General features: G+C 62.7%; 22 protein-coding genes. 14 read left to right on the top strand and 8 right to left on the bottom strand.

Going from position 1 to position 24,189, the window contains the following annotated elements; translation table 11 throughout:
- Positions 1 to 21: 21 nt before the first annotated feature.
- From GH665_RS32100 to GH665_RS32080, 5 genes are all read left to right on the top strand, one after another.
- A complete protein-coding gene (locus GH665_RS32100) occupies positions 22 to 963 on the top strand; it encodes a helix-turn-helix domain-containing protein (RefSeq protein WP_153141148.1) in 942 nt (313 codons plus the stop codon).
- 290 nt (positions 964 to 1,253) lie between these two features.
- Complete coding sequence (locus GH665_RS32095) at positions 1,254 to 2,702, top strand: APC family permease (protein WP_153141147.1); 1,449 nt, start codon at positions 1,254 to 1,256, stop codon at positions 2,700 to 2,702.
- Positions 2,703 to 2,775: 73 nt separating this feature from the next.
- Positions 2,776 to 4,500 (top strand): arylsulfatase, encoded by a 1,725-nt coding sequence (locus GH665_RS32090; RefSeq protein WP_217361920.1) that lies wholly within the window; start codon positions 2,776 to 2,778, stop codon positions 4,498 to 4,500.
- A gap of 11 nt (positions 4,501 to 4,511) precedes the next feature.
- The gene (locus tag GH665_RS32085) at positions 4,512 to 5,588 is read left to right on the top strand and encodes a formylglycine-generating enzyme family protein (protein WP_246216431.1); all 1,077 of its coding nucleotides are present in this window, start codon (positions 4,512 to 4,514) and stop codon (positions 5,586 to 5,588) included.
- 57 nt (positions 5,589 to 5,645) lie between these two features.
- Positions 5,646 to 6,815, top strand: coding sequence for a porin (locus tag GH665_RS32080; RefSeq protein WP_153141146.1), 1,170 nt, complete (start codon positions 5,646 to 5,648; stop codon positions 6,813 to 6,815).
- Positions 6,816 to 6,872: 57 nt separating this feature from the next.
- On the opposite strand, the gene GH665_RS32075 is transcribed toward GH665_RS32080, so the two are convergent.
- From GH665_RS32075 to GH665_RS32060, 4 genes are all read right to left on the bottom strand, one after another.
- On the bottom strand, positions 6,873 to 8,009 hold the full coding sequence (locus GH665_RS32075; protein ID WP_153141145.1) for a DSD1 family PLP-dependent enzyme: 1,137 nt from the start codon (positions 8,007 to 8,009) through the stop codon (positions 6,873 to 6,875).
- 4 nt (positions 8,010 to 8,013) lie between these two features.
- Positions 8,014 to 8,691, bottom strand: a complete 678-nt coding sequence (locus GH665_RS32070; RefSeq protein WP_153141144.1) for an HAD family hydrolase — start codon at positions 8,689 to 8,691, stop codon at positions 8,014 to 8,016.
- A gap of 111 nt (positions 8,692 to 8,802) precedes the next feature.
- Positions 8,803 to 9,708, bottom strand: coding sequence for a LysR family transcriptional regulator (locus GH665_RS32065; RefSeq protein ID WP_153141143.1), 906 nt, complete (start codon positions 9,706 to 9,708; stop codon positions 8,803 to 8,805).
- 47 nt (positions 9,709 to 9,755) lie between these two features.
- Positions 9,756 to 10,514: a GntR family transcriptional regulator gene (locus tag GH665_RS32060; protein ID WP_153141142.1), complete on the bottom strand. Its 759-nt coding sequence runs from the start codon at positions 10,512 to 10,514 to the stop codon at positions 9,756 to 9,758.
- A 271-nt stretch (positions 10,515 to 10,785) separates the two neighbouring features.
- Between GH665_RS32060 and GH665_RS32055 the strand changes: the two genes are divergently transcribed.
- The 6 genes from GH665_RS32055 to GH665_RS32030 all read left to right on the top strand — a co-directional run bounded on the left by GH665_RS32055 (position 10,786) and on the right by GH665_RS32030 (position 17,871).
- Positions 10,786 to 11,055 (top strand): UxaA family hydrolase, encoded by a 270-nt coding sequence (locus tag GH665_RS32055; protein WP_120346707.1) that lies wholly within the window; start codon positions 10,786 to 10,788, stop codon positions 11,053 to 11,055.
- A 59-nt stretch (positions 11,056 to 11,114) separates the two neighbouring features.
- The gene (locus GH665_RS32050) at positions 11,115 to 12,290 is read left to right on the top strand and encodes a UxaA family hydrolase (RefSeq protein ID WP_153141141.1); all 1,176 of its coding nucleotides are present in this window, start codon (positions 11,115 to 11,117) and stop codon (positions 12,288 to 12,290) included.
- 189 nt (positions 12,291 to 12,479) lie between these two features.
- Positions 12,480 to 13,817 (top strand): C4-dicarboxylate transporter DctA, encoded by a 1,338-nt coding sequence (gene dctA, locus GH665_RS32045; protein WP_153142398.1) that lies wholly within the window; start codon positions 12,480 to 12,482, stop codon positions 13,815 to 13,817.
- Complete coding sequence (locus GH665_RS32040; RefSeq protein WP_153141140.1) at positions 13,814 to 14,839, top strand: Ldh family oxidoreductase; 1,026 nt, start codon at positions 13,814 to 13,816, stop codon at positions 14,837 to 14,839. Before dctA ends, GH665_RS32040 begins: the two co-directional genes overlap by 4 nt.
- Positions 14,840 to 14,877: 38 nt before the next feature.
- Complete coding sequence (locus GH665_RS32035; RefSeq protein ID WP_174771767.1) at positions 14,878 to 15,972, top strand: hypothetical protein; 1,095 nt, start codon at positions 14,878 to 14,880, stop codon at positions 15,970 to 15,972.
- A gap of 375 nt (positions 15,973 to 16,347) precedes the next feature.
- Positions 16,348 to 17,871 (top strand): CoA-acylating methylmalonate-semialdehyde dehydrogenase, encoded by a 1,524-nt coding sequence (locus GH665_RS32030; protein ID WP_153141139.1) that lies wholly within the window; start codon positions 16,348 to 16,350, stop codon positions 17,869 to 17,871.
- A gap of 127 nt (positions 17,872 to 17,998) precedes the next feature.
- On the opposite strand, the gene GH665_RS32025 is transcribed toward GH665_RS32030, so the two are convergent.
- Genes GH665_RS32025 through GH665_RS32010 form a run of 4 tightly spaced genes read right to left on the bottom strand, consistent with a single transcriptional unit; the run spans position 17,999 to position 21,206 of the window.
- Entirely contained in the window at positions 17,999 to 19,339 is a 1,341-nt protein-coding gene (locus tag GH665_RS32025) for an MFS transporter (RefSeq protein ID WP_153141138.1), read from the bottom strand.
- Positions 19,340 to 19,391: 52 nt separating this feature from the next.
- On the bottom strand, positions 19,392 to 19,955 hold the full coding sequence (locus GH665_RS32020; protein WP_153141137.1) for an isochorismatase family protein: 564 nt from the start codon (positions 19,953 to 19,955) through the stop codon (positions 19,392 to 19,394).
- A gap of 16 nt (positions 19,956 to 19,971) precedes the next feature.
- A complete protein-coding gene (locus GH665_RS32015; protein ID WP_153141136.1) occupies positions 19,972 to 20,439 on the bottom strand; it encodes a MarR family winged helix-turn-helix transcriptional regulator in 468 nt (155 codons plus the stop codon).
- A gap of 59 nt (positions 20,440 to 20,498) precedes the next feature.
- Positions 20,499 to 21,206: an ArsR/SmtB family transcription factor gene (locus GH665_RS32010; protein ID WP_153141135.1), complete on the bottom strand. Its 708-nt coding sequence runs from the start codon at positions 21,204 to 21,206 to the stop codon at positions 20,499 to 20,501.
- 188 nt (positions 21,207 to 21,394) lie between these two features.
- Here GH665_RS32010 and GH665_RS32005 point away from each other — a divergent pair, with 188 nt between their 5' ends.
- The 3 genes from GH665_RS32005 to GH665_RS31995 all read left to right on the top strand — a co-directional run bounded on the left by GH665_RS32005 (position 21,395) and on the right by GH665_RS31995 (position 24,186).
- On the top strand, positions 21,395 to 22,741 hold the full coding sequence (locus GH665_RS32005) for an MFS transporter (RefSeq protein ID WP_246216528.1): 1,347 nt from the start codon (positions 21,395 to 21,397) through the stop codon (positions 22,739 to 22,741).
- Positions 22,742 to 22,964: 223 nt separating this feature from the next.
- Entirely contained in the window at positions 22,965 to 23,696 is a 732-nt protein-coding gene (locus tag GH665_RS32000; protein WP_153141133.1) for a sulfite exporter TauE/SafE family protein, read from the top strand.
- Positions 23,697 to 23,976: 280 nt separating this feature from the next.
- The gene (locus GH665_RS31995) at positions 23,977 to 24,186 is read left to right on the top strand and encodes a DUF3311 domain-containing protein (protein WP_153142396.1); all 210 of its coding nucleotides are present in this window, start codon (positions 23,977 to 23,979) and stop codon (positions 24,184 to 24,186) included.
- Positions 24,187 to 24,189: the final 3 nt, after the last annotated feature.

Genomic DNA, 24,189 nt, shown 5'->3' with positions numbered 1-24,189 from the left:
TCAGAGTAGGCGGGAGGAGACATGGACTTCCGGATCAGCACGCTTGCCGACGTGCACGATCATTCGCTGGCCGTGAGCGGCTGGGAGCAGGTCTATCGTCAGATGACGCCGGGCCGCTTCCAGAGCACGCTCGTGCAGGCGAGTTCGAACGACTTTCATTTCTTTCGCGAAACCACCAATCGCCGTGTGGCGCAGCATGGCGTCTCGCCGGCCGGTCTGGCTTCGATCGCGGTGCCTTTGTATGCGCCGCTCGTCGGCACGTTTCAGGGGCGGCGCGTGGAGGGTTACGCGCTGCTGCTGCTCGGCGCGGGCGAGGAGTTTCGCTTCTACACGCCGGAGTCGATGCACTATGCCGGCATCAGTGTCGGCGCCGACATGATGGAAGAGCTGCTGGGCGTGATGGTGGGCGAGCACGCCAGCCGTCAGGTGAAAGGCGGTGTACTGGCGCTTTCCGATGAGCAGGGCGTGATGCTGCGTGAGCGGCTCGCGCCGTTTCTCGACGCTGCGGAGCGCAATGCGGCCGCGTTTGCGCATCCCGCGGCGACCAAGGTATTCCGCGACGAAATGATCAGTGTGCTTCTTGGCCTGATCGAAAGCGCGACGCAGACGCCGCCGCGAGACCTCACGCACACCACCTATAGCGACATCGTGCGGCGTTGCGAACGCATTCTGCAAGACAACGCCGAACAGCCGATCACCGTGCTCGATCTGTGCCGCGCGCTGCGCTGCAGTCGCCGAACCTTGCAAACGAGTTTCCAACGCGTAGCCAATGTGACGCCTGTCGAATACCTGCGTTCGATCCGGCTCAATGCGGTGCATCGGCTGTTACGTATGACGAGCGCGGAAGAGCTTCTGATCGGCGATGCCGCTTGCCGCTGGGGCTTCACGCATCTCGGCTATTTTGCCCGTGAGTATCGTGACCTGTTCGGCGAATTGCCGTCGCAGACACCGCGCCTGAGCTAACGGCCCGCGCGAGCGGGTCGTCCCGCCGGCCCGATGTTCTGTTCGATCCTCCGCCCGGATTTTCACCATGAATGGTTCCCGCTTGCGGACGTGCTTGCACACGTCCCGCCTGATCTTTCACGTCCGCGATCGGCTGTGTGACCGGCGCCTAGGCGTAAACCCAGGTTCTCGTGCTGCGTTGCCGATTTGTGCTCCCGCTCAGCATTTTTGGTTTTCTACAGTGCGTCAACACTTGCGCTGCGCCCGACTTCGTCGTGACGCGGACGAAGGAAAATCCAGGAGCCAAAACTATGAATGTCGTCGCTGAACCGTCACCGTCCACCGAGTTACGCAAAGGGGCGCTGGGACTGGGCTTCATCATTTTCTTCGTGATCTCGGCGGCCGGGCCGCTGGTCGCGATCGCCGGCGGCTTTCCAATCGGCATCATGCTCGGCAACGGCGCAGGCACACCGGCCTTGCTGATCGCCACCGTGGTGATCCTGCTGATGTTCTCCGCCGGCTATACGGCCATGTCGCGGCACGTGACCAACGCCGGCGGCTTCTATGCGTTCACGGCTCGCGGTCTCGGCGGCACCGCGGGCGGCGCGGCGGCATTGATCGCACTGCTCGGCTACAACACGATGCAGATCGGTTTGTACGGCATGTTCGGCGCGGTGACCTCGGACTTCCTGCACACCCACTTCAACCTCAATACGCCGTGGTGGATCTGCTCGCTTGCCGCGATGGCCAGCATCGGCGTATTCGGCTACCGGCAAATCGATCTGTCGGCGAAAGTGCTTTCGCTGCTGGTGTTCGGTGAGTACATCGTCGTGTTGATCCTCGATATGGCGATTCTGAAGAGCGGTGGCGATAGCGGCATCAATGCAGCCTCGTTCACGCCACACGTCTTCATGGGCGGCACGCCCGCGATCGGCTTTCTGTTCTGCTTCGCCAGCTTCATTGGTTTCGAAGCGACCACGATCTATAGCGAAGAGGCGAAAGACCCGCAGCGCACGGTGCCGTTGGCGACTTACATTTCGGTGCTGCTGATCGGCGTGTTCTATGCGTTCTCCGCGTGGTGCATGGTGATTGGCGCGGGCAGCGACAAGATCGTCAAGACGCTCACCGCGTTGAGCGATCCGACCACGTTCCTCTATACGCTCTCCGATCACTATGCCAACAAGACGCTGACGGCGGCGATGAGCGTGCTGTTCATCACCAGCGTGTATGCGGGCCTGCTGGCTTTCCACAACTCGGCGTCGCGCTACTTCTTCGCGACCGGCCGTGAGGGTTTGCTGCCGCAAGCGCTTGGCCGCACGCATCGTGTGCATCTCAGTCCGCATATCGGTTCGCTTGCGCAAACGGCGGTGGCCGCGATCGTGGTGCTGGTGTTCATCGTCGCCCATGCCGATCCGGTTCTGACACTGTTCTCCTGGCTCACGAATGTGGCGACCCTTTGCATCATCGCGTTGATGGCGCTTTCGTCGGCGGCCGTGTTCGTGTTCTTCAGACGTACCGGTTGCGACGACGTGGGCGTGATGCGCGTGGGCGTGTTGCCGGTGCTGTCCGGTCTCGCCCTGGCGGTTGTGCTGGTGCTCGCAATCTTGAATTTTCCGCTGCTGACGGGTGCTGGGGAAGGTGTGTCGTACGCGTTGACCGCATTGCTGCCGATTTTTGCGGTGGCGGGCGTGCTCGCGGCGAAGAAGCTCAAGCAGCGCGACCGTGAAGCGTTTGGGCGGTTAGGGCGCTCAAGGTTGTAAAGCGTTTCGTAACAGCTTCGCGACAACAAGACTTGATTCGAGCTTAGGAAGACATCGTGGAAATGGAGACCAAATGAGCTTTCGTACCATCCTTGCAGCAACGTTCGTAGGCGGCGCGTGTACCGTCATGATGCCGCCCGTGTACGCGGCGGACGCGGCTCTCCCGGCATCCTCATCTGCTGGCGCGGTTGCTGCGCCCGGCGTGCGTCCCAATGTGCTGCTGATCGTCGCCGACGATGTCGGACGCTCGGACCTCGGCGCATTCGGCAGCGAAATTGCCACGCCGAATCTCGATGCACTGGTCGCGCACGGCCGCCTGCTCGACACGATGTATGTCGCACCGACCTGTTCACCAACCCGCTCGATGCTGCTGTCCGGGATGGACAATCACCTCGCCGGCGTCGGCAATATGGCGGAGATGATCACGCCGCATCTGACGCCCGAAGAGGTCAACCATCCCGGCTACGAGGGCGGCCTGAATCAGCGGGTGGCGGCCTTGCCGGAAATCATGAAAGACGCCGGCTACTGGACCGTGATGGCCGGTAAATGGCATCTGGGCGGTAGCGACGGCATGCGCCCGGATCAGCGCGGCTTTGAACGCTCCTATGCGTTGATGAACGGCGGCGCGTCGCACTTCAGGCAGAAAGTGATGACGATCACATCGGATGCGCCGGAGCCGACCTATCGCGAGAACGGCAAGAAGATCGACTTGCCTGCCGACTTCTATTCATCGCGGACGTACACCGACAAGCTGATTGCCTATCTGCAGGATTCGCAGCGCGGCAGCAAGCCGTTCTTTGCGTATGCAGCCTATACGGCGGCGCATTTGCCGCTGCAAGCCCCTGACGACGAATTGCAGAAAGTGCGCGGCAACTACGACGTCGGCTACGACGTCATCGCGCAGCGCCGCATCGACAAGATGAAGCGCCTCGGTCTCGTGCCGAACGACGCGAAGCCCGCACCGCTGCCCGAAGGCACAAAACCATGGAGCGCCTTGAGCGCCGACGAGAAAGCACGATCGGCCCGCACGATGGAAGCTTACGCGGCGTTGGTGGCCGATCTCGACCGTAACGTCGGCCGCCTGATCGACTACCTGAAAGCGAGCGGTCAATACGACAACACGCTGATCGTGTTCCTGTCGGACAACGGCCCCGAAGGCAACAAATGGGACGAGGACAGCGGCAACGCCAAGTGGATCGCGCAGACCTTCGACAACTCGCTCGACAACATCGGCCGCGCCAATTCGTTCGTGTTCGAGGGCCCGGCGTGGGGACAGGTGAGCGCGCAGCCATTCCGCCTCTTCAAGGCCTACACCAATGAAGGCGGCATCCGTTCGCCGGCCTTCGTCTCGTTTCCTGGACATGTTCAACCGGGCAAGAGCGAACAGGTGCTCACGGTCAAGGATCTGACGCCGACCATCCTCGACTTCGCCAATATCCAGCAGCCTGGTATCGAGTTCCACGGCCACACCGTGCTACCAATGCAGGGCATGTCGATGAAACCATATCTGACCGGCGAGCGTAAGCGCGTGCATGTGGACGACTACGTGTACGGTATGGAGCTGATGGGACGTAACGCGCTGCGCAAGGGCAACTGGAAGCTGGTCTATTCCTACGACAAGGGTAAGGGCCACTGGCAACTGTACGACCTCGCGCACGACCGCGCCGAACTGCACGATCTCTCCGCGAAGCGTCCTGAAGTCCTCGAGCAGATGCTGACCGAGTGGGCGCAATACGTGCAGCAGAACAACGTTGTCGAGACGTGGCGCGATACGTCTTACCCACGCATGGATTACTGAGGAGTGTGGGCATGAGCATGCACATCCGGAAATCGACCGTGCGATATGGCCTAGCGATGGTGTGCGTCGTGCTCACTCGGGCGGCGCTGGCGGCCACTGTGACGGCCGGCGCGGCGCCGCAAGCCGTGCCGCTCGGCAACCTGCAGGCGTGCAAGGCGTTCAGCGGTTTGCCGCCGGCATCGTCGGAAAGCGATCAGGTACGTGTGCCGGCCGGCAGCTTCGTGATGGGTTCCGACGGCGATTATCCGGAAGAAGCACCTGCCCGGCGGGTCAAAGTGGGCACCTTCATGATCGATCGCTACGACGTGACGAACGCGGAGTTTGCCCGCTTCGTTGCGGCGACGGGTTATAAGACGCTCGCCGAACGCGGACTCGATCCGAAACGCTATCCATCGTTGCCGGCGGAGATGACGCGGCCCGGCTCGACGGTTTTTCTGCCGCCCAAGGACCTGCTGGTCGGTGCGATGCAGTGGTGGCATTTCGTGCCCGGCGCCGACTGGCGGCATCCCACCGGGCCCGGCAGTTCAATCGACGGGCTTGGCAATCATCCGGTCGTGCATATCGCCTATGAAGATGCGCTGGCCTACGCGAAGTGGCGTGGCCGCGATCTGCCGACCGAAGCCGAGTACGAGTACGCGGCGCATGGCGGCACCTCGACCCCCTATCCGTGGGGCGACACCTTCGCGATCCGCTCGAAGATGATGGCCAACACCTGGCAGGGTGCTTTTCCGTTTCAGAACACCGCGAAAGACGGCTTCGTGTCGACTTCACCGGTCGGTTGCTTTCCGGCCAACGGTTATGGGCTATACGACATGGTCGGCAATGTCTGGCAGTGGGTGAAGGACCCGTGGCAGCAGAACCATGCGCAACAGGTGAGCGAGCCGCCGCCGAACCCGAACGTCGATCTCGAAGACGCGCTGGTGGCGAAGGCACGCAGCACGGACCTCGGCACGATCAAAGGCGGCTCGTTTCTCTGTTCGCCGATCTATTGCAAACGCTATCGGCCGAGCGCGCGCCATGCGCAGGACGTGACGATGGGCACCAATCACATCGGTTTTCGTACGGTGCTGAGACTGCCCGGGTCATAAACGCGTCGGCGTGAGCGCCGGCCGCAAAAACTAAACAACTGGATCTGGAGAGGACTTTTGAAATCACGAGAAAAGACCGTGAGGATGACGCTCGTCGCTGCGTCCTGTGCCTGGCTGGTCGGCGCGCCGTTCGCCGCTCATGCGCAAAGCAGTGTGACCCTGAGCGGCATTATCGATGCGGGCATCCTCTACGCGAACAATAGCGGCGGGCATTCCGACTGGTCGACGACGAGCGGGCAGTTGACGGCGTCGCGCTGGATCATGACCGGCAGCGAAGACCTGGGTGGCGGATCGCACGCAATTTTCCGCTTGATGAGCCCGTTCAATGTCCAGAACGGACATGGCACGGGTCGCGCGTTCAATGTCGCGTACGTGGGTCTCGCCGACGATCGTTTCGGCACGGTGACGGTGGGCCGGCAGTGGGACACGACGATCGACACGGTCTCAGGTTTCGCGACCAACGAAACATGGGCCGGCTATATCGGCGCCCATGTCGGCGATGCGGATAACACCAATGCGAGCTTCAAGGTTAGCAACGCCGTTAAATACGCGAGTCCGCAATTCGCCGGGCTGAGTTTCGGTGCGACCTATGGCTTCAGCAATCAGGCAGCGGCCTCGGACGGTTCGTCGGGCTTTGCGAATAATCGCATGATGAGCGCCGGCGCCGCTTACACACGTGGACCGTTTGCGGCAGGCCTCGGCTTTCTGCAGGCGGACCGGCCCGACGCGCAACCTGCCGGCGCATTGGGCGCGCCGGGTGCCGGCGTGTACGACGACTATGAGAATACGTTTTCTGGCAGCATCGCCAGTACAGCGGGGGTGAAACGGCAGCGTATCTGGCTTGCCGGGGCTTCGTACCGGTTCTTCGGTGCGCTCACATTGGGTGGTATGTACTCGAAAACGCAGTACCGTTATCTGGACGCGACCGCGTTGACGCTCGATAACTACGAGGCGAATCTGACGTGGCAGATCACGCCGGCCTGGCAAACCGGTGTGGCCTACATCCGGACCAATGGGCGCTACTCGGGCAGTGGCACGGGCGATGCGGAGCCAGGCTGGGATCAGATCAACCTCGGCACGGAGTACGCGATATCCAGGCGCACGACGCTCTATCTGATTGGCGTTGCGCAACAGGGGCGTCATGCGGTGGCGCAGATTTATGGCGTGTCGCCGTCGGGTACGCGCCGGCAACTGGTGGTGACCTCAGGCATCCAGCATCTGTTCTAAACCGATGAGGACGGCACGGTGGTGCTGTTGCGCGCCGTGCCGGTGATTATCTGATCCTCACCAGCCTTGAAAGCGCCGCCACTCGACACTCTCGCCGTCCGCCGAAACCGCGTGATACTCGGGGAACTGCGCACCGGTCGCGCATGCGTGATTCGGCAGGATGCGCAGTTTCATGCCGATCGGAAAGCGTTCTGCGATGTCGTCGGCCGGCACACCTTCTTCCGCTGACGACAGAATCCCGTGCTCCTGATTGGCGCCGCTCACCACATAACCGCCAAGCGGGGTACCGTTCAGCAGACAGGGCTGGCCGTAGCCGAAATCATGAGCTTGCTTCGAGGTGCCGCGATCGCGGCTCATGGCCATCCAGCCCGCGTCGAGAATCGCCCAGCCTTTATCCGCCTGATGCCCGATCACGGTAGCGAGCACGCTGAGCGCGATATCTTCGAGCGCGCATACGCCGACGTTGTGCATGACCAGATCGAAGAAGACATAGACGCCCGCTCGCACCTCGGTCACGCCATCCAGTTGCGCGGCGGCGAGGGCCGTGGGCGTTGAGCCGACGCTGACGGCGGGGCACGGAATGCCCGCGTCGCGCAACCGTTGCGCCGCGCGTACACAGCCGACGCGTTCCTGTTCCGCAAGCGCCGTGAGCGCCTGCGGTGTATGAAGCTCGTAGCTGGAACCCGCGTGAGTCATCACGCCGCCTACGGTGACGCCGTTCTCATGCAGAATCCGGCCGACTTCGAGCAGCGTGTCCTGTTCCGGTGTGATACCGGAGCGGTGCCCGTCCGTGTCCACCTCGATCCAGACCTCGAAGGTTTCGCCGTGCTGGTCCGAGAATGCGGCGACGGCTGCCGCGGCGGTCGGATTGTCCACCACCAGCTTCAGATCGCAACCCTGGCGGCGCAACGCCAGCGCGCGCGGCAGTTTGGAGGGGACAATACTGACCGCGTAAAGAATATCGCTGACACCAGCCGCAAAGAATGCCTCAGCCTCTTTCAGGGTCGAGACCGTAATGCCACGCGCCCCGGCGGCGATCTGCGCGCGAACCACGTCGATGCATTTGGTGGTCTTGACGTGCGGGCGGAATGCCACGCCCAGTGTGTTCATATGAGCCTGCATCCGCGCGATGTTCTTCTGCATCCGGGGGATGTCGATCAGCGCGGCGGGGGTGCCGATATGGTCGAATTTCATGTTTTCACCGGGAAGCAGGGTGACTTGAGACCGGGCCGAACCGGCCGAGCCACGGGACCAGCGCGTCGAGCGTCGGCGACTCCACCTCGGGCGCCTGTGCGCCCGCCACGAGCGGCAGACCCACGCGGTTATGCCAGTAGGTCCGCAGGCCGACCGCGGCCGTGCCGAACATGTCGTAGCTGGAGCCCGCTACGAACGCGGCTTCATGGGCGCCGACGCCGAGCTTGTCCAGCGCGAGCCGGTAAGGCAACGGATCCGGCTTGTACATACCGGCCTCTTCCGCTGTGACAACAGCGTCCCAGTGGATCGGGAAAAGCTCCGCAGCCTGGGTGCCGAGACGGATGGAGCAGTTGGTGACAATCGCCAGTTTGCAATGCGGCCTGAGCGCATGCAACGTATCGACAGCGCCGCTCCAGGGGGCGAGCTTCAACCAGTTGGCTTCGAGCGCGATTGCCGCGAATTCCGGTAAGCCCACTTCCGCGGCGGCTTCGCGCACCAGTTGTTCATACGCGATGTATTGGCCGCAGCCGTAGGTCCGGCGCAAATAAGCCGCGCGCCACGCACGGCCCGCCGCTTCGGAACCCGCGGCGTGATTCCATGACGTCCACGAATCGAGCAGGGCGGTCAGGAGATCGAAGAGGACCGCCTTGGGGTAGGCGGTGGAGGGCGATAAGGATGTCATGATTTAACCGGCGAGGAACGGTAAGCTGATTATAGAGTTTCGATACGTGCGTGGCGTTCAGCCCGGCTAACTCTCAAATTCAGTTTCAATGAATTTACCGCGTTTGAATCTCTATCTTCGCCACGGCGGCAACGGCCTGAATCTGCTCTGTAAATACTGCATGAAATGCCGCGTACGAGCCGGCAAGCCGGCCCGCTGATGCGTGAGCGCGATGACGTTGGCGTCAGGCGCCTTCCAGCCTTGCAGCAGGCGCACGAGTCTTCCTTTCGCGAGGTCGTCCGCCACGTCCCATTCGGAACGCAGGATTACCCCCCGGCCTTCGCACGCCCATTGGCGGATCACGTCGCCGTCATTGCAGCTCAGATGCGGAGAAACGCGCACGCTGCGCCGCGTGCGGCCCTTGCTGAACTGCCACAGCGAGACATCTTCGCTGTTCTCGCGCAGCACGATGCACGGCAGCTTGCTCAGTTCCTCCGGCGACTCCAGCTGACCCATGCGCTTGACCAGCGCTGGCGCGGCGCAGACGAAGCGCGCATTCGGTGCAATCGCGTAGCCGATCAGATTGGATACCGGCAATTCGCCGATATGCACGACGATGTCGAAACGGTCCATCGTCTCGGTCAGCGGCTGGTCGGACAGCGTGAGCGCCACGTCGATATCCGGGTTCTGCTGCTGGAATTCGGCAATGGCGGGCGCCAGGTGGCGCCGTCCGAATCCCAGCGGCGCATTGATTTTCAGCGTGCCGATCAGACCGCCCCGGCGGGTCTGAAAGTCTTCGAACAGCGAGTCGAATTGCTGGACCAGTTCGGCGCCGCGTTCACACAGAAGCGTGCCTTCTTCCGTGAACTGCAAACGACGCGCCGTGCGGTTCACCAACTGGGCGCCCAACTTCCTTTCCAGTTGCTGCAGGCGTTGGGTGACCGCCGAAGGTGACAGTCCCAGTTTTCGCGCCGCGGCAATCAGGCTGCCACTTTCGCGGATGGTCAGCAGAAACCGGATATCGGCCGAGTCGTTCATGGTGGAAATTTTAGTGGCCTCGGCCGCTTTCTCAACGTTATCAATGTTTATCCGCCGCTCGAAGGGCGCGCATAACTCGATACATAGTCGTACTCCTGCGTATTCACATGAGTGAGCCGGTACTCGACCGGCTGTTCATTGTACGAATACGCGATCCGCTCGACTTCCAGGACGGACGCGCCCGAGGCGAGTTCGAGCAGTCCGCTCTCGAGTTCGCTCGCCTGTCCGACGCGCACCCGCTCGTCCGTGCTCACCACATTGATGCCGAACGTATCCTGATAGAAGTTGTAAAGCGTGTTGGGACGATTGCGCAGCGCGGCTTCCGTGAGGTCGGGGAAGCGCGCTTCCGGCACCACGATGTTCTCGACGATCACGATTACGCCGTGCAGCGCGAGCTGATTCGTGAACTGAAAGACCGGCGCCCCTTCGCTAATGCGCAACCGGGCCGCGACTTTCTGCGTGGCCTTCGTTTTACGGAAGTTGACGAGGCTCACGGTGGGGTAGGTCTTGTCGCCATCGTTGCGCACGATGCGAAAGAAGCGGAAGAAATGCCGGTCGCGCTGATGCATCGCGACGAAGGTGCCAAGGCCCTGGTGCCGGATGAGTATGTTCTCGGCGCACAGTTCGTCGATAGCCTTGCGCAGCGTGCCGATCGAGACGCCGAAGCGTTCCGCGAGACGTTTCTCCGCTGGAATCGCCTCGCCACCCTTCCATTCGTGCGCCGCGAGCGCCGCCAGCAACGCGCTCTTTACTTCCTTGTACCGCGTACCGCCAACGGCGGCCGGCGTCTCCGTCATGGTGCTCATGGTTCTCCCTGAATTCTTCTGAAACGCGTTGACGCGATTTTACGGCAATAAGTCACTCATGTAACACATATAGATGATCTAGTTGACATGGATGAATTTGACGCCTAGGATGATTCAACACAACGCAGCGGCGACTTGTGAATCGCCGCCCGGCACGCACCGGCCACTAATTGAACTCAACCAGGAGACGCAGATGAGTCAGGCAGCAGCAGAAACGCATGGCGCCGCGAGCACGGCGGCTGAAACCGGCGAACGCAAGACGATCCACATCGTGTTGCACGAGGCCAGAGACACGGTGGGTGTGGCGGTTGTCGAAGGGATTCAGGCAGGAACGCAACTGAACGCGTGGATCATGGACGAGGACGAGATCGTGACAGTGGCCGCGAAGCAGGACATTCCAATTGGCCACAAGGTGGCGCTCAAGGACATGGCCGTTGGCGACACGGTGTTCAAGTACGGCGTGGATATCGGCAAGGTGGTCGCGCCGATCAGCGCGGGCGAGCACGCCCATGTGCACAACATCAAGACGAAACGCTGGTAAGCCGCGCGCCTCCCAGGCAGTCAAAAAACATTTCGCTTCCCCATATCGAGAGAGACACCATGAGCGTCATTGAACTGGATACGACTTTCCGCGGCTATCGCCGCAGCAACGGCCGCGTCGGCGTACGCAATCACGTGATCATCCTGCCGGTCGACGATCTGTCGAACGCGGCGGCGCAGGCGGTCGAGAACAACATCAAGGGCACGATGGCGCTGCCGCATCCGTATGGCCGTTTGCAGTTCGGCGCGGACCTCGACCTGCACTTTCGCACGCTGATCGGTGCGGGCAGCAACCCGAACGTCGCGGCGGTCGTCGTGATCGGCATCGAGGAAGGCTGGACCAAGCGCGTGGTCGACGGTATCGCGGCGTCGGGCAAGCCGGTCATGGGCTTCGGCATCGAACTGCACGGCGACCACGACACCATCATGCGGGCGTCGAAAGCGGCGAAGGAGATGGTGCAATATGCGACCTCGCTGGAGCGCGAGGAATGCCCGATCGGCGACCTGTGGGTATCGACGAAATGCGGCGAATCGGACACTACGTCCGGCTGCGGCGCGAACCCCACCGTTGGCAACGCGTTCGACAAGCTGTACGGCTTCGGCACCACGCTCGTGTTCGGCGAGACGTCCGAGTTGACGGGCGGCGAGCAGATTGTCGCCGCGCGCTGCGCGAACGACGGCGTGCGCGAGCGCTTCCAGTTCATGTTCGATCGCTACCAGGACATGATCAATCGCTGGAAGACCGACGACCTCTCGGAGTCGCAGCCTACCAAGGGCAACATCGCGGGCGGCCTCACGACCATCGAGGAAAAGGCACTCGGCAACATCCAGAAAATCGGCAAGAAGTGCATGGTCGACGGCGTGCTCGACAAAGCCGAAATCCCGACGCATCCGGGTCTCTGGTTCATGGATTCGTCGTCGGCCGCAGCCGAGATGGTCACGCTGTGCGCGGCCTCGGGTTTCGCGGTTCACTTTTTCCCGACAGGGCAAGGCAACGTGATCGGCAATGCGATCGTGCCGGTCATCAAGATCTGTGCGAATCCACGCACCGTACGCACGATGAGTGAGCATATCGACGTGGACGTATCCGGCATTCTGCAGCGCGAGCAGAACCTCGACCAGTCCGGCGACCGCCTGCTCGAATGCATGCTTGCCACGGCGAACGGTCGCTGGACCTCGGCGGAAACGCTTGGCCATCGCGAGTTTGTGCTGACACGGTTGTTCGAAAGCGCCTGATCCGCCGCAGGCGCAAACGCGCCACAGCAGCACAGCAGCATTAGCAGCATTGGCAGCACCGATAGAAGCAGCAGGGCAAAACGAAGTCCCCGTCCGGTGCGCGCCGGCACGACACCGCTCGGCGAAGCGGGCGTGCCGTACGGCGCGCCCGTCTATCTTCTGGCAGCAGCGAGTGGAGGAGACACCATCTTGCGCGTGCTCAAGCATCTCTATGTGCAGGTCCTGATCGGACTTGCGGCCGGCATTCTCGTCGGTCATTTCGCGCCGTCGCTCGGCGTTCAGTTCAAGCCGCTCGGCGACACATTCATCCGCCTGATCAAGATGTTGATCACGCTGCTGATCTTCTGCACGGTGTCGGTTGGCATCGCGCGCATGGAGAACCTGAAGCAGGTCGGGCGTGTGGGCTTCAAGACGATTCTCTATTTCGAAGTGGTAACGACGATCGCGCTCGTCATCGGGCTCGTGGTCGCGAACGTCGTGCATCCGGGCGCGGGGCTCAACGTCGATCCCGCAACGCTCGACGCGAGCGGCGTTTCGCGCTTCGTGAGCGAGGCACATACGCAGTCGCAGGCGAGTTTCCTCGATCAGATCGTGCCGAATTCGGTGGTCGGCGCGTTCGCGCGCGGCGATCTGTTACAGGTGCTGCTGTTTTCGGTGCTGTTCGGGATCGCGTTGTCGATCATGTCAGGGCGCAGCCGGATTCTTCAGCGCGGCATCGAACAGTTCGGCGACGTGCTGATGCGGATCGTCGAGATGATCATGCGGCTCGCGCCGCTCGGCGCCTTCGGCGCGATCGCATTCACGGTTGGCAAGTACGGCATCGGGAGTCTGCAGCAGCTCGGCCTGCTGATCCTGTGCTTCTACATCACGAGCATCCTGTTCGTCGCGATCGTGCTGGGTACCGCATGCCGCTGGGCGGGCGTAGGTCTCTGGCCGCTCCTCAGATACCTGCGCGAAGAACTGCTGATCGTACTCGGCACGTCGACCACCGAATCCGTGCTGCCACGCCTGATGGAGAAACTCGAACGGCTCGGCTGCCCGAAGTCGGTCGTCGGTCTCGTGCTGCCAACCGGCTATTCTTTCAACCTCGACGGCGCCGCGATCTACCTCACGATGACTTCGCTGTTCATCGCACAGGCGACCAACACGCACCTCACGCTGATGCAGCAGATCGGACTGCTTGCGATCCTGATGCTGACGTCGAAGGGTGGGGCGGGCGTCGCGGGTGCAGCGCTCGTCGCGCTGACGGCGACACTCTCAACGCACCAGATCATTCCGGTGGCGGGTATCACGCTGATCATCGGCATCGACCGCGTGCTGAACGAAGTGCGCGCGATCGTGAACATGATCGGCAATGCGGTGGCGACGTTAGTGGTCGCGCGCTGGGAAGGTGTCTTCGATGTCGAAACGGCGCGTGCCGTGCTTGCGTCGCCGCGCAGCGAAGCGTTACAGGAGCGGACGGACGAAGTAGACGGCGGGATGATGCCGCTGTCTTCGCGTCAGACGATGCGCGAGGGTCACAAATGAGCGATCCGGGTCTGCGGTACGTTGCGGCTGACGAACTGGGCAAACTGGCTCGCGCGGCCCTGCTTGGAGCGGGCGCGACGCCCGCGACCGCCGACGCTACGGCACGCGCGCTCGTCTATGCCGACGCGCGCGGGCTCGCTTCGCACGGTGTTGCGCGCCTGCCGATGTACCTCGCGCAACTGCGCAACGGCCGGGTCGATCCGGCGGCGGTGCCGGGCATCGTACGGGACAAGGGTGCGGCTTTTCTGGTCGATGCCGCCGACGGTCTCGCGTTCGCGGCCTGCGAACTGGCGATTGCAACCGGTATCGAGCGGGCACGACAGTTCGGGACGGCGGCGGCGAGCATTGTGCGCAGCCATCATTTTGGCGCAGGGGCGTATCACCTCGAAGCGATCGGCGCGGCCGGGCTCGTCGGGCTCGCCTTCAGCAATGCGCCCGCATCGATGCCGGCCTGGGGCGGTAAGAAACCGCTCTTCGGCACGAACCCGATCGCGGCCGTGTTTCCTCGCTCGAAGGGTCGCCCGCTCACCATCGACCTGTCGCTATCGCAAGTGGCGCGCGGCAAGATCATGGTTGCGGCGCGAGATGGCAAGCCGATCCCGCAAGGTTGGGCGACGACCGCGGACGGCCAGCCGACGACCGATGCGCAGGCCGCGCTCGACGGCATGATGCTGCCGTTCGGCGGCGCCAAGGGGGCGATGCTCGCGCTGATGGTCGAACTGTTGGCTGCCGCGTTATCGGGCGCGCAATTCGGCGCGGAAGCGGGATCGTTTCTCACCGCCGAGGGTGCGCGTTCGCGCGTCGGGCATCTGTTCTGGATCATCGATCCGGCCGCGCTCGCGGGCACCGCGATATATGAGGCGCGGCTCGAGACGCTGATCGACCTGATGCTCGCGGACGACGGTGTCCGTCTGCCGGGCTATCGGCGAGACGAGGTGGCCGAAACTGCCGCGCGCGACGGCATTGGCCTGCCGGCGACGCTGCTTGCGCAACTGGAGGTGTTTGCGGCAGCCGCAGGGTAAACTGACGCTTCCGTGACGAAGCCGACAGTCTGACCCGTATGCCGAACGATCCCGCTTCCCAGCCAGCCGAAGACCCGCAACACAGTGCCCTGAAACACAACGCCCTGAAACAGGGGGTATTTCTGCACGCAGGCTGGCGTAGCGCCGGAACGTGGATCTGGTCGCGCCTGCGCGCGCTCGATTCCGTGACGGGGTTCTATGAGCCGTTCAGCAACGTGCTCGCCGATCTGAGCCTCGCCGACGTTTCTGCGTCCCGTCCCACGCTGACTTCCGGACATCCTCCGCTAGCCGCACCGTACTTCGAAGAGTACCGGCCGTTTCTGCAAGAGGGCGCGCGCGGCGTAGCCGGATACCGCAAGCGCTTCGGCACCGATCGCTTCTCACCTGAGCCGGACGCGGAATTCCCCGCGTTGCAGGCTTATTTGACCCATCTGTGCGAGCGCACGGCCGGGCAAGGCAGCGTACCTGTCTTCAAGTTTTGCCGGTCGTCGGGCCGGCTGCCGTGGCTCAAACGCGCCTTTCCTCAAGCGATGCATGCCGCGGTGCTGCGAAACCCCGCCTCGCAGTTTGCCTCGGGGTGGCTGCTCAATCAGCAATGGAGCAACCCGTTCTTCGTAGCCGCACCGTTTCGCGTGCTGGGTCTGAATCAGTCGGAGCCCTTGGTCCGGCAGGCCATCGAGATCTGCGGTGTAAGTTTGCCGCCAGTCGCGCCGGGTTCGGATGACGCTTACGCGATGGCATGCGAGCAATATGCACGCACAGCGGAGGGCAACAACGCGTATCGGGCGTTCGTCGCGTTGTGGATTCTCTGCGCGTTGCGGATGGCGGACGGCGTCGATCTGATGATCGACATCGACCGCCTCGGACAGTCGCGCGACTATGCGGCCGGACTGCGCGCCGGGTTTCTGGCGCAGAGCGGCTTGTCGCCCGACTTCGGCAGCGCGCGCGATCTGGTCGAGGAAACGCGTCGCAGCGCGGCACGTATGGCCGGGATCGACGGCCGGTCGATGCGGGCGGTTCATTCCGCGGCGCTGAAATTCCTCAAGGCGCAGGGCGTGGCGGACGCCGACTTTGTCGAACTCATCCGGCAGAAGATGGTTCTGGCCAACGAACTGACCGAGCAGTGGCACTGAAGGCACGGTAGGAGCGCGGCGATCCGGAGCGCCGCGTTCCTTGCACAACCTGATGGCGCCGTCCCGCACGGGGCGCCTTCTCTTTCTCCCCTGCATAAGCCCCGTTTCGTATGCGTTGCCGACCCCATCGGCCAATACAGTTGCCGCGCAAAAAACAATACAGTGAGGCGCGGTTTTATTGTGCTGTATCGGGAATATGACTGGCACCGTCGATACAGTTGGCGGGTCTTGATGGAGCCCGCCGACGAGCGCGGGGACCGTCCCAAGGTATCTTCCGGCATGCCACCGCTCGCGAAGCCGCGCGACGTCGCCTGATCTTTTTGCTTTGGCCCAGTGGTCCGCGCTTGCGGCCTTTCCCGAACACGAGGTAACGAAATGAATGCAGTGAACGAACAAGCGAAGTTGTCGGTGCAGCAACTGGGCCATTACATCGGCGGTGCGCCGGTTGCGTCGGCTAGCGGCCGCTTCAAGGACGTGTTCAATCCCGCTACCGGCCAGGTGAGCGGCTCGGTCGCTTTGGCGTCGGTCGAGGAAGTGGACGCGGCGGTCAAGGCCGCGAAGGCCGCCTTCCCGGCATGGAGCGAAACCGCGCCGATCAAGCGCGCGCGCATTCTGTTCAAGTTCAAGGAATTGCTGAACCGGCATCACGACGAACTCGCCATGCTGATTACGCGCGAACACGGCAAGGTGTTTACGGACGCGCAAGGCGAAGTGGTGCGCGGTATCGAAGTGGTCGAGTTCGCTTGCGGCATTCCGAACCTGCTGAAGACCGATTTCACCGACCAGATCGGCGGCGGCATCGACAACTGGAATCTGCGTCAGGCGCTGGGCGTAGTGGCGGGCATCACGCCGTTCAATTTCCCGGTGATGGTGCCGATGTGGATGTTCCCGGTGGCACTGGCTTGCGGCAATACGTTCGTGCTGAAGCCGTCGGAGCGCGATCCGTCGGCCTCGTTGCGCATTGCCGAACTGCTGAAGGAAGCGGGTCTGCCCGACGGTGTGTTCAACGTCGTGAACGGCGACAAGGTGGCCGTGGATGCGCTGATCGAACACCCGGACGTCGCGGCGCTGTCGTTTGTCGGCTCTACGCCGATTGCCGAATACATCTATACGGAAGCGTCGAAGCGCGGCAAGCGTGTGCAGGCGCTCGGCGGCGCGAAGAATCATCTGGTGGTGATGCCGGATGCCGATCTGGACCAGGCAGTCGACGCGCTGATCGGCGCCGCCTACGGTTCGGCGGGCGAGCGCTGCATGGCGATCTCGGTCGCGGTGGCGGTCGGCAATGTCGCCGATGAACTGATCGAACGCCTGGTGCCGCGCGTGAAATCGCTGGTGATCAAGAACGGCGAGAACCTCGACGCGGAAATGGGTCCGCTGGTTACCGCCGAACATAAGGCCAAGGTGGCGGGTTATATCGACGCGGGCGTCGCAGAGGGGGCAAAGCTGATCGTCGACGGCCGTGCTCATCCGGTCGCGCAGGAAGCGGGCTTCTTCATCGGCGGCACGCTGTTCGACCAGGTCGGCACCGAGATGAAGATCTACAAGGAGGAAATCTTCGGCCCGGTGCTGGCGGTGGTCCGCGTGCCCGATTTCGCGAGCGCGGTCGACCTGATCAATGCGCACGAGTTCGGCAACGGCGTGTCGCTCTTCACATCGGACGGCGGCGTGGCGCGCGCATTCGGCCGGCAGATTCAGGCGGGCATGGTCGGTATCAACGTACCGATTCCGGTGCCGATGGCATGGCACTCGTTTGGCGGCTGGAAGCGTTCGCTGTTCGGCGACCACCACGCGTATGGCGAAGAAGGCGTGCGTTTCTATACGCGCTACAAGAGCATCATGCAGCGCTGGCCGGATAGCATCGCGAAGGGTGCGGAGTTCACGATGCCGGTTGCGAAGTAAGCAGGCAGACGCTATCGCAGCGAAAAAAGCCGCGCCTGATTTCAGGCGCGGCTTTTTTGTTCGTGGGCCGCAGTCAGGCTGAGCGGGCACGTTGCCGTGTTTTATGCAGCGGGCGGATCAGCGCACGTTAAACGCCGGCGGACGAATCCTCTTCCGCTTCGCTCAGTACGGCATTCTGTATCGCTGTGACAGGGCTCACGTAAGGCGGCGCCTGGCGCGGATCGTCGATGCTGTAACGCAAGCGGCCGGCCTCGACATACACGCGCAACTGGCGGTACTTCACCAGATACATCAAGCCGACAACCGCCGCGGCAAAGCCCGATGCCGCGCCCACGCCAAGCGCCCAGCGCGGGCCAAAGCGATCCGCCACCCAACCCACCACCGGTGCGCCGAGCGGCGTACAGCCAAGCGAGATGGCCAGCAGGATCGCGATCACCCGGCCACGCATAGCCGGCTCGGTGGAGATTTGTACGAGGCTGTTCGTCGAGGTATTGAACGTCTGCGTTGCCGCGCCGACCACGACGAGCGCGAGGCCGAACAGGACGTAGTTCGGCATCAGCGCGGCCACCGTGCAGCTCACGCCGAAAATTGCCGCTGCGCCAAGCAGGATCGCCATGCGAGGCCTGGCTCTGCGGGCGGCGAGCAGCGCGCCGGTCACCGAGCCAATCGCCATGGTCGAGCTCAGCACGCCGTATTGACTCGCGCCCGCATGAAACGCGGTGACCGACATGGTCGAGATGAAGATCGGGAAGTTCAGCCCGAAGGTGCCGATCAGGAACAGCATCAACAGTGCGGCCTTCAGATCGGGACGCGTCCACACATACTTGAAGCCTTCCACGAAACTGCCACGCGAGCGTGTTGCGCGCGGTTTCAGATTCAGCTCGCTGAGGCGCAGCGTGCGCAGTGAACCGAGCACGGCGACGAACGAGAGCGCGTTGATCAGAAACACCCAGCCGGTGCCCACCGAGGCGATCAGCAGCCCCGCGACGGCAGGGCCGATCATGCGCGCCGCGTTGAACGAGGTGGAGTTCAGCGCGACTGCATTCGACAGATCGGCTTCTCCCACCAGATCGGAGACAAAGGTCTGACGCGCCGGCGAATCGAACGCGGTGACGCAGCCGAGCAAGCCCGCGAACACGTAGACCTGCCATAACTGCACGAGGCCGGTCACAGTGAGCAGCCCGAGGCATAACGCCAGCGTGCCCATTGCCGCCTGAGTGAAGAACAGCAGCTTGCGGCGATCGAAATGATCGGCCGCGTAGCCGGTGAGAGGCAGCAGGAGCATCTGCGGCCCGAACTGCAGCGACATCACAATGCCCACGGAGGTGGCATTGTGATGCGTGAGCTCCGTGAGCACGAGCCAGTCCTGCGCCGTGCGCTGCATCCATGTGCCGACGTTGGAGACGATCGCACCGCTGGCCCAGACGCGGTAGTTGAACGTGCGCAGCGAACGGAATGTGCCGCTCACCGGGATATCTCCAGGTGAGCGATTCGCGCCGCGCAGCGGTTCAAACAGGCGCTCATGCGCGCGACTTGTCGAGCAGATCGAGGACGTCTTGCGTCGTGCCGGTTTCGCCGAGACGCGGGAAGATTCGCGTGATGCTGTTGGTATGAGCGTCGGCGTTCATGTCCGTCATTGCGTCGACCGCGAACGTGACGTTGAGGCCGAGTTCATGGGCGAAACGCGCGGTGGACTCGACGCCGATACTGGTGGCCACACCGACCAGCACCACTTGTGTGACGCCTTGCTGGCGCAGATACGCTTCGAGGTCCGTGTTCGTGAACGCGCCCCAGGTGCGCTTGGTGACCAGATGATCCGACGGCTGTTGCTTCAGTTCGGCAACGAGGTCCGCGAAGCCGGCCGGGAAATCACCCGTGGGGCGCGATTGTTCCGCGCGGCCCGGTGCGCCGCCCGCCACGTTGACGAGCACGACGGGCAAACCGTGACGGCGAAATGCATCGGCCAAACCCGCGGAGAGTTTGACAATCTCGCCGGTGGGGTGGGCGGTGGGCAGCGCGACGATACCTTGCTGCAAATCGATGACGACCAATGCGGTCTTTGGGTCGAGTGTAGTGAGAGCCATGGTGTTTTCCTGTGCGTTACGAGTCGATGAGGCGTTTGAGCAATTCGACGCCAATCGTGAGTTGTTTCTGTTCGGCGGCGGAGAAGCGGGTCTGCATCGTACGGAATAGCCAGTCTTCGCGTGCCGCGCGACTGGCTTTTATCTTCTTGCGGAAGGCGGGCGTTAAAGAGAGAACGGTTTGCCGCCCGTCGTTCGGGTCGGGTGCGCCGCTGACGAGCCCCGCAGCTTTCAATGCTGAAAGCTGCTCGCCCATGGATTGCGGACGCATACCCTGGATACGCGCGAGCGTGGTGACCGTTGCAGGACCTTCGCGTTCCAGCAGAAGGAGAACCTGCACCTGCGACGGCGTGAAATCGCCCACGTGCGCCTCTTCACGCAACCGGCGGCGCAACTTGCCGATGAGTACGCGCAGGTCTTCCGCCGTGGCGTGCAAGGCGTCGGGATCGGAGGGGGCGCGAGTGGGCTGAGTGTCGTTGCTGGACATGCGGGCAGATGCGAAGGTTACCTTCACAGGTTACCTTCGCATCTGTCGGGCGTCAAGGTCTAGCCAGGCCCGCAAGCGTTGCGCGAAATGCCGAAATGCTGCTTGAGTCCTTCCCAGCCGAGCGCCGTAACGCTCACCGAGCGCGCCGCGGACGACCTGCTGATCCAGCCCCATGCAAGGAAGGCGGCCATCAGCCGGGCGCCCAATGGCCCCGCGACGTGATACTGCCGCTCGGTCCAGTCAAGACATTGGCGCGCATGCTCCGATGCCTGGCTGAATGCCGGGTCGTTCATATCGATGCCGAGTTGCTGCAGCCATTCGCAGCCTGGCGCGGTGACAGCGTATTGACGCTCACCCGCCTCGACGATGAAACCCCGCGTGAGCATGCTTTGCGTCACCGCGATGCTGATCTGTCCCGCCAGGTGGTCGTAGCAGCAGCGCGCGAAACGCAGCGCCTGAGCGGGACGATTGGGTGTATGGCGCCAGGCGGGGGTAACCGGTCCGATCGTCGCGAGGCTTTCGAGCACATGGGAAACGTGCGCGCCGGCGAGCCGGTAATAGCGATGCCGGCCTTTGCTTTCGACACTCAGCAAACCGCCATCGAGCAGCTTGGCGAGATGCGAACTGGCGGTCTGCGCGGTGACGCCCGCCGCTCGCGCAAGCGCGCCGGCCGACATGGCGCTGCCGTCGAGGAGGGTGATCAGTATCACCGAACGAACCGGCTCGGCGATCAGATGCGCAACGCTCGAAATATTGTGCTGGCCCATGTGTTTGCAGCGTCCTTGATTGATGCGTGTTTGACGCGTGTTGGCCGGTGAGAACCACCCGTTTATGCGGTTCGATACTTCGATACAGCCCGAAGCATTCTCAGCGCGAGCCGTCTTATAGTCAACGGTGAACCGATCACCAGGGGCTGGAACTCTTGAACAATGAACGTGAATACCAGAAACGGGTAGTGATCGCGACGTGCCTCAGCTACGTCATTGTCCTACTCGATACATCAATCGTAAATGTTGCGCTGGAGCCGGTGGCGATGAGTTTGCACTCGGATATCAGCGGTCTGCAATGGGTGGTCAACGCCTATACGCTGACATTCGCCAGCCTGCTGCTGAGCGGTGGCGCGCTAGGCGACCGGATCGGCGCAAAGACCGTTTATCTGGCCGGTCTGGTGATTTTCGCCTGCGCGTCGGCATTATGCGGATTGGCGCCGAATTTGCCGGTTCTGGTTGCTGCCCGGATCGGGCAGGGCGTCGGCGCGGCCTTATTGGTGCCGTGCTCACTGACACTCATCAACCGTGCTTTTCCGGTCGCGCGGCAGCGAGCCAGTGCGATCGGCGTATGGGCCGGATGCGGCGGCATCGCGATGGCGGCAGGGCCGCTCGCCGGTGGTCTGCTGATTCATCTGCTGGGCTGGCGGAGCATTTTTCTGGTGAATGTGCCGATCGCGCTGATTGGTGCCTGGCTGACCACGCGCGTCGACTCGGTGCGGCCGGACGCTACGGACAGGCCATTGGACATTGCCGGTCAGTTGCTCGCTATCGTGGCGCTCGGCGCGTCGGTCGCCGTGTTGATCGAGGGCGCGAAGCTCGGCTGGCAGGTGGGCATGATTCGCGTGGGTGCCGTGATTGCGCTCGTCGCCTGGATTGCGTTCGTGCTGGTCGAGACCAAGCGCAAACAGCCAATGCTGTCTTTACACTTCTTTCGTAGTCCGGTGTTTTCTGCGTCGGCGTTTGCTTCGTCGGTTTCCGGCCTGGTGTTTTACGGGTTGTTCTTTCTGCTGAGCCTCTACTTCCAGTCCGCTCGTGGATGGTCGCCGTTGCAGACCGGCCTGGCATTTTTGCCGCTGACGGCCATGGTGGCGATCGGCAGCTTTGCATCGGGCGCATTGAACAGGGCGTATGGCGCGCAACGACTCGTTTGCGGTGGCTTCCTGCTGTACGCGCTGGGTTTCGCCGGACTCCTCGCGCTCGCGGACAACGCGCCGTATTGGCGTATCGCGCTGTGCTTCCCGGCGGTCGGTTTCGGGGCCGGTGTGATTACGCCGGCGGCGACCGCCGCATTGATGACGACCGTGGACAAGGCGCGCGCCGGGGTCGCGGCGGGCGTGCTCAACGCGAGCCGGCAGACCGGCTCCGCCTTTGGCGTGGCAATCTTCGGCGCCTTGATGAGCGCGGTCCAGCCGCTCGATACCGGGATTCGCGTGGCGGTCTATCTGGCGATCGGCTTGTCGCTGCTGGCCGCGCTGGTCTGGAGTATCGCGTTGGCCGTGGCGACGCGTTATGTAGGCAGCGACGCCTGCTGAGCCTATTTTGACCAGCGGCGCGGCCACAAACGGGTCTCGCGCGTCGATAACAGGGTGTTTGGCGTGCCAGTTCCGGCTGGCACCATCGAAAGGACGCCGCTGGCACTACGCGGGTGTTCGGAATATTGCGAAGATACCGGCCCTTTCCTGAAGCTGTCGTCGTGCGCAAAACGTAGCAATCGATTTGACCTTCGATTCTCCGTCTATTGCGAACGAACGACTTATGAATGTTGCCGATACTCCTTCCATTCTGGGATGTCTGGCCCTGGTGACCGTGGTGGCGGGTATGGCAAAAGGCCTGACCGGATTCGGCGGCGCGCTTGTCATGGCGCCACTGTTCGGGCTCCTGATTCCCGCACCCGAAGCCGGTGTGCTGATCGTCCTGATCCATTTCGCGACCTCGCTGCAAGGCGTGCGCAGTTGGGCGAACGCGGTGCGCTGGCGCACGGTGATTCCTCTCGCGCTGGTTGCGATGGCGTGCACGGCAGTCACGACCCTATGGATGGCGAGCGAGAACGCGGTGGAACTGCGCCGGCTCGTCGCGCTCGCCGTTCTTGCCTCCACGGTGATGCACATCCGCGGCTGGCGCTGGCTTCACGATAGCGGCTGGCGGCCGACCTTCACTGCCGGCGCAATGAGCGGCGCGCTGACCGCGCTGGGCGGCATTGGCGGTCCGCCGGCCGTCTACTATCTCAACGGCATTGGCCAGGGTGCCGCGCTGCGTGCCAATCTTCTCGCTTATTTTGCGGTGCTCTATGTGGGTGTGGTGGCCCTTTTTGTGGCCGAACATCAGGTTCACGCGCCCCAGCTCAGCTCGATGGTGCTGCTCGTGCCCGTGTTCGTGCTTGGCGTCTCCGTGGGGGAGCGTCTGCGGCGGCGCGTGCCGGTGCGCCGGGTCGACCATTTCGTGAGCGCTTTGCTGCTGTGTTCCGGACTGGTCGCGCTGCTTACGTAACGGCGCGTAAAAAAACACGTAAAAACGACCTTGCCATCGAGGTACGAGCGGGTGCAATGTCCGCTCACGGTCTACTCCCATGTGGACCAGGCGATTTATTATCGCTGGTACTAGCCAGGTGCATTTTCGGCCACCGATACTGAAATCATTGTAATCGTCTGCAATGGCCGTCGTGCCGCATCCGCTTGCCGCGGATCAGCGCCGCCCGGTCCAGTCCGTCAATGAAAGGCGGATCAGCAGAGGTGATTTCACTGGTCACAAAAAAGCAGACGGAGACTTCATGCTCAAGTTCCTGATTGGGATCGGCATCCCCTATATCGGCGTGATCGGCCTGCTGCCCTGGGTTGCTTCAGTCGACCGATTCGTGCTGGGCGTGCCGTTCATTTATGCGTGGATTTTCATGTGGTTTGTTCTGACGTCGATCTGCCTGCAGATTTGCTGGCGTCTGTTCGATCGTCGCGCGGACGATGCAGATCCGCAAACTCACTGAAGC

Origin of the sequence: Paraburkholderia agricolaris (assembly GCF_009455635.1) — a bacterium.
Lineage (GTDB): Bacteria > Pseudomonadota > Gammaproteobacteria > Burkholderiales > Burkholderiaceae > Paraburkholderia > Paraburkholderia agricolaris.
Note: the sequence above shows the minus strand (reverse complement) of the source record. Positions and strands in the feature narration are given on the sequence as shown.

What these genes read in the sequence shown, in the direction of transcription:
- GH665_RS32090 (WP_217361920.1), top strand. Translation starts at nt 2,776, where the DNA reads ATGAGCTTTCGTACCATCCTTGCAGCAACGTTCGTAGGCGGCGCGTGT.
- GH665_RS32070 (WP_153141144.1), bottom strand. Translation starts at nt 8,691, where the DNA reads ATGACATCCTTATCGCCCTCCACCGCCTACCCCAAGGCGGTCCTCTTC.
- GH665_RS32030 (WP_153141139.1), top strand. Translation starts at nt 16,348, where the DNA reads ATGAATGCAGTGAACGAACAAGCGAAGTTGTCGGTGCAGCAACTGGGC.
- GH665_RS32050 (WP_153141141.1), top strand. Translation starts at nt 11,115, where the DNA reads ATGAGCGTCATTGAACTGGATACGACTTTCCGCGGCTATCGCCGCAGC.
- GH665_RS32085 (WP_246216431.1), top strand. Translation starts at nt 4,512, where the DNA reads ATGAGCATGCACATCCGGAAATCGACCGTGCGATATGGCCTAGCGATG.
- GH665_RS32095 (WP_153141147.1), top strand. Translation starts at nt 1,254, where the DNA reads ATGAATGTCGTCGCTGAACCGTCACCGTCCACCGAGTTACGCAAAGGG.
- GH665_RS32040 (WP_153141140.1), top strand. Translation starts at nt 13,814, where the DNA reads ATGAGCGATCCGGGTCTGCGGTACGTTGCGGCTGACGAACTGGGCAAA.
- GH665_RS32060 (WP_153141142.1), bottom strand. Translation starts at nt 10,514, where the DNA reads ATGAGCACCATGACGGAGACGCCGGCCGCCGTTGGCGGTACGCGGTAC.
- GH665_RS32075 (WP_153141145.1), bottom strand. Translation starts at nt 8,009, where the DNA reads ATGAAATTCGACCATATCGGCACCCCCGCCGCGCTGATCGACATCCCC.
- GH665_RS32035 (WP_174771767.1), top strand. Translation starts at nt 14,878, where the DNA reads ATGCCGAACGATCCCGCTTCCCAGCCAGCCGAAGACCCGCAACACAGT.
- GH665_RS32020 (WP_153141137.1), bottom strand. Translation starts at nt 19,955, where the DNA reads ATGGCTCTCACTACACTCGACCCAAAGACCGCATTGGTCGTCATCGAT.
- GH665_RS32000 (WP_153141133.1), top strand. Translation starts at nt 22,965, where the DNA reads ATGAATGTTGCCGATACTCCTTCCATTCTGGGATGTCTGGCCCTGGTG.
- GH665_RS32010 (WP_153141135.1), bottom strand. Translation starts at nt 21,206, where the DNA reads ATGGGCCAGCACAATATTTCGAGCGTTGCGCATCTGATCGCCGAGCCG.
- GH665_RS32100 (WP_153141148.1), top strand. Translation starts at nt 22, where the DNA reads ATGGACTTCCGGATCAGCACGCTTGCCGACGTGCACGATCATTCGCTG.
- GH665_RS32015 (WP_153141136.1), bottom strand. Translation starts at nt 20,439, where the DNA reads ATGTCCAGCAACGACACTCAGCCCACTCGCGCCCCCTCCGATCCCGAC.
- GH665_RS31995 (WP_153142396.1), top strand. Translation starts at nt 23,977, where the DNA reads ATGCTCAAGTTCCTGATTGGGATCGGCATCCCCTATATCGGCGTGATC.
- GH665_RS32065 (WP_153141143.1), bottom strand. Translation starts at nt 9,708, where the DNA reads ATGAACGACTCGGCCGATATCCGGTTTCTGCTGACCATCCGCGAAAGT.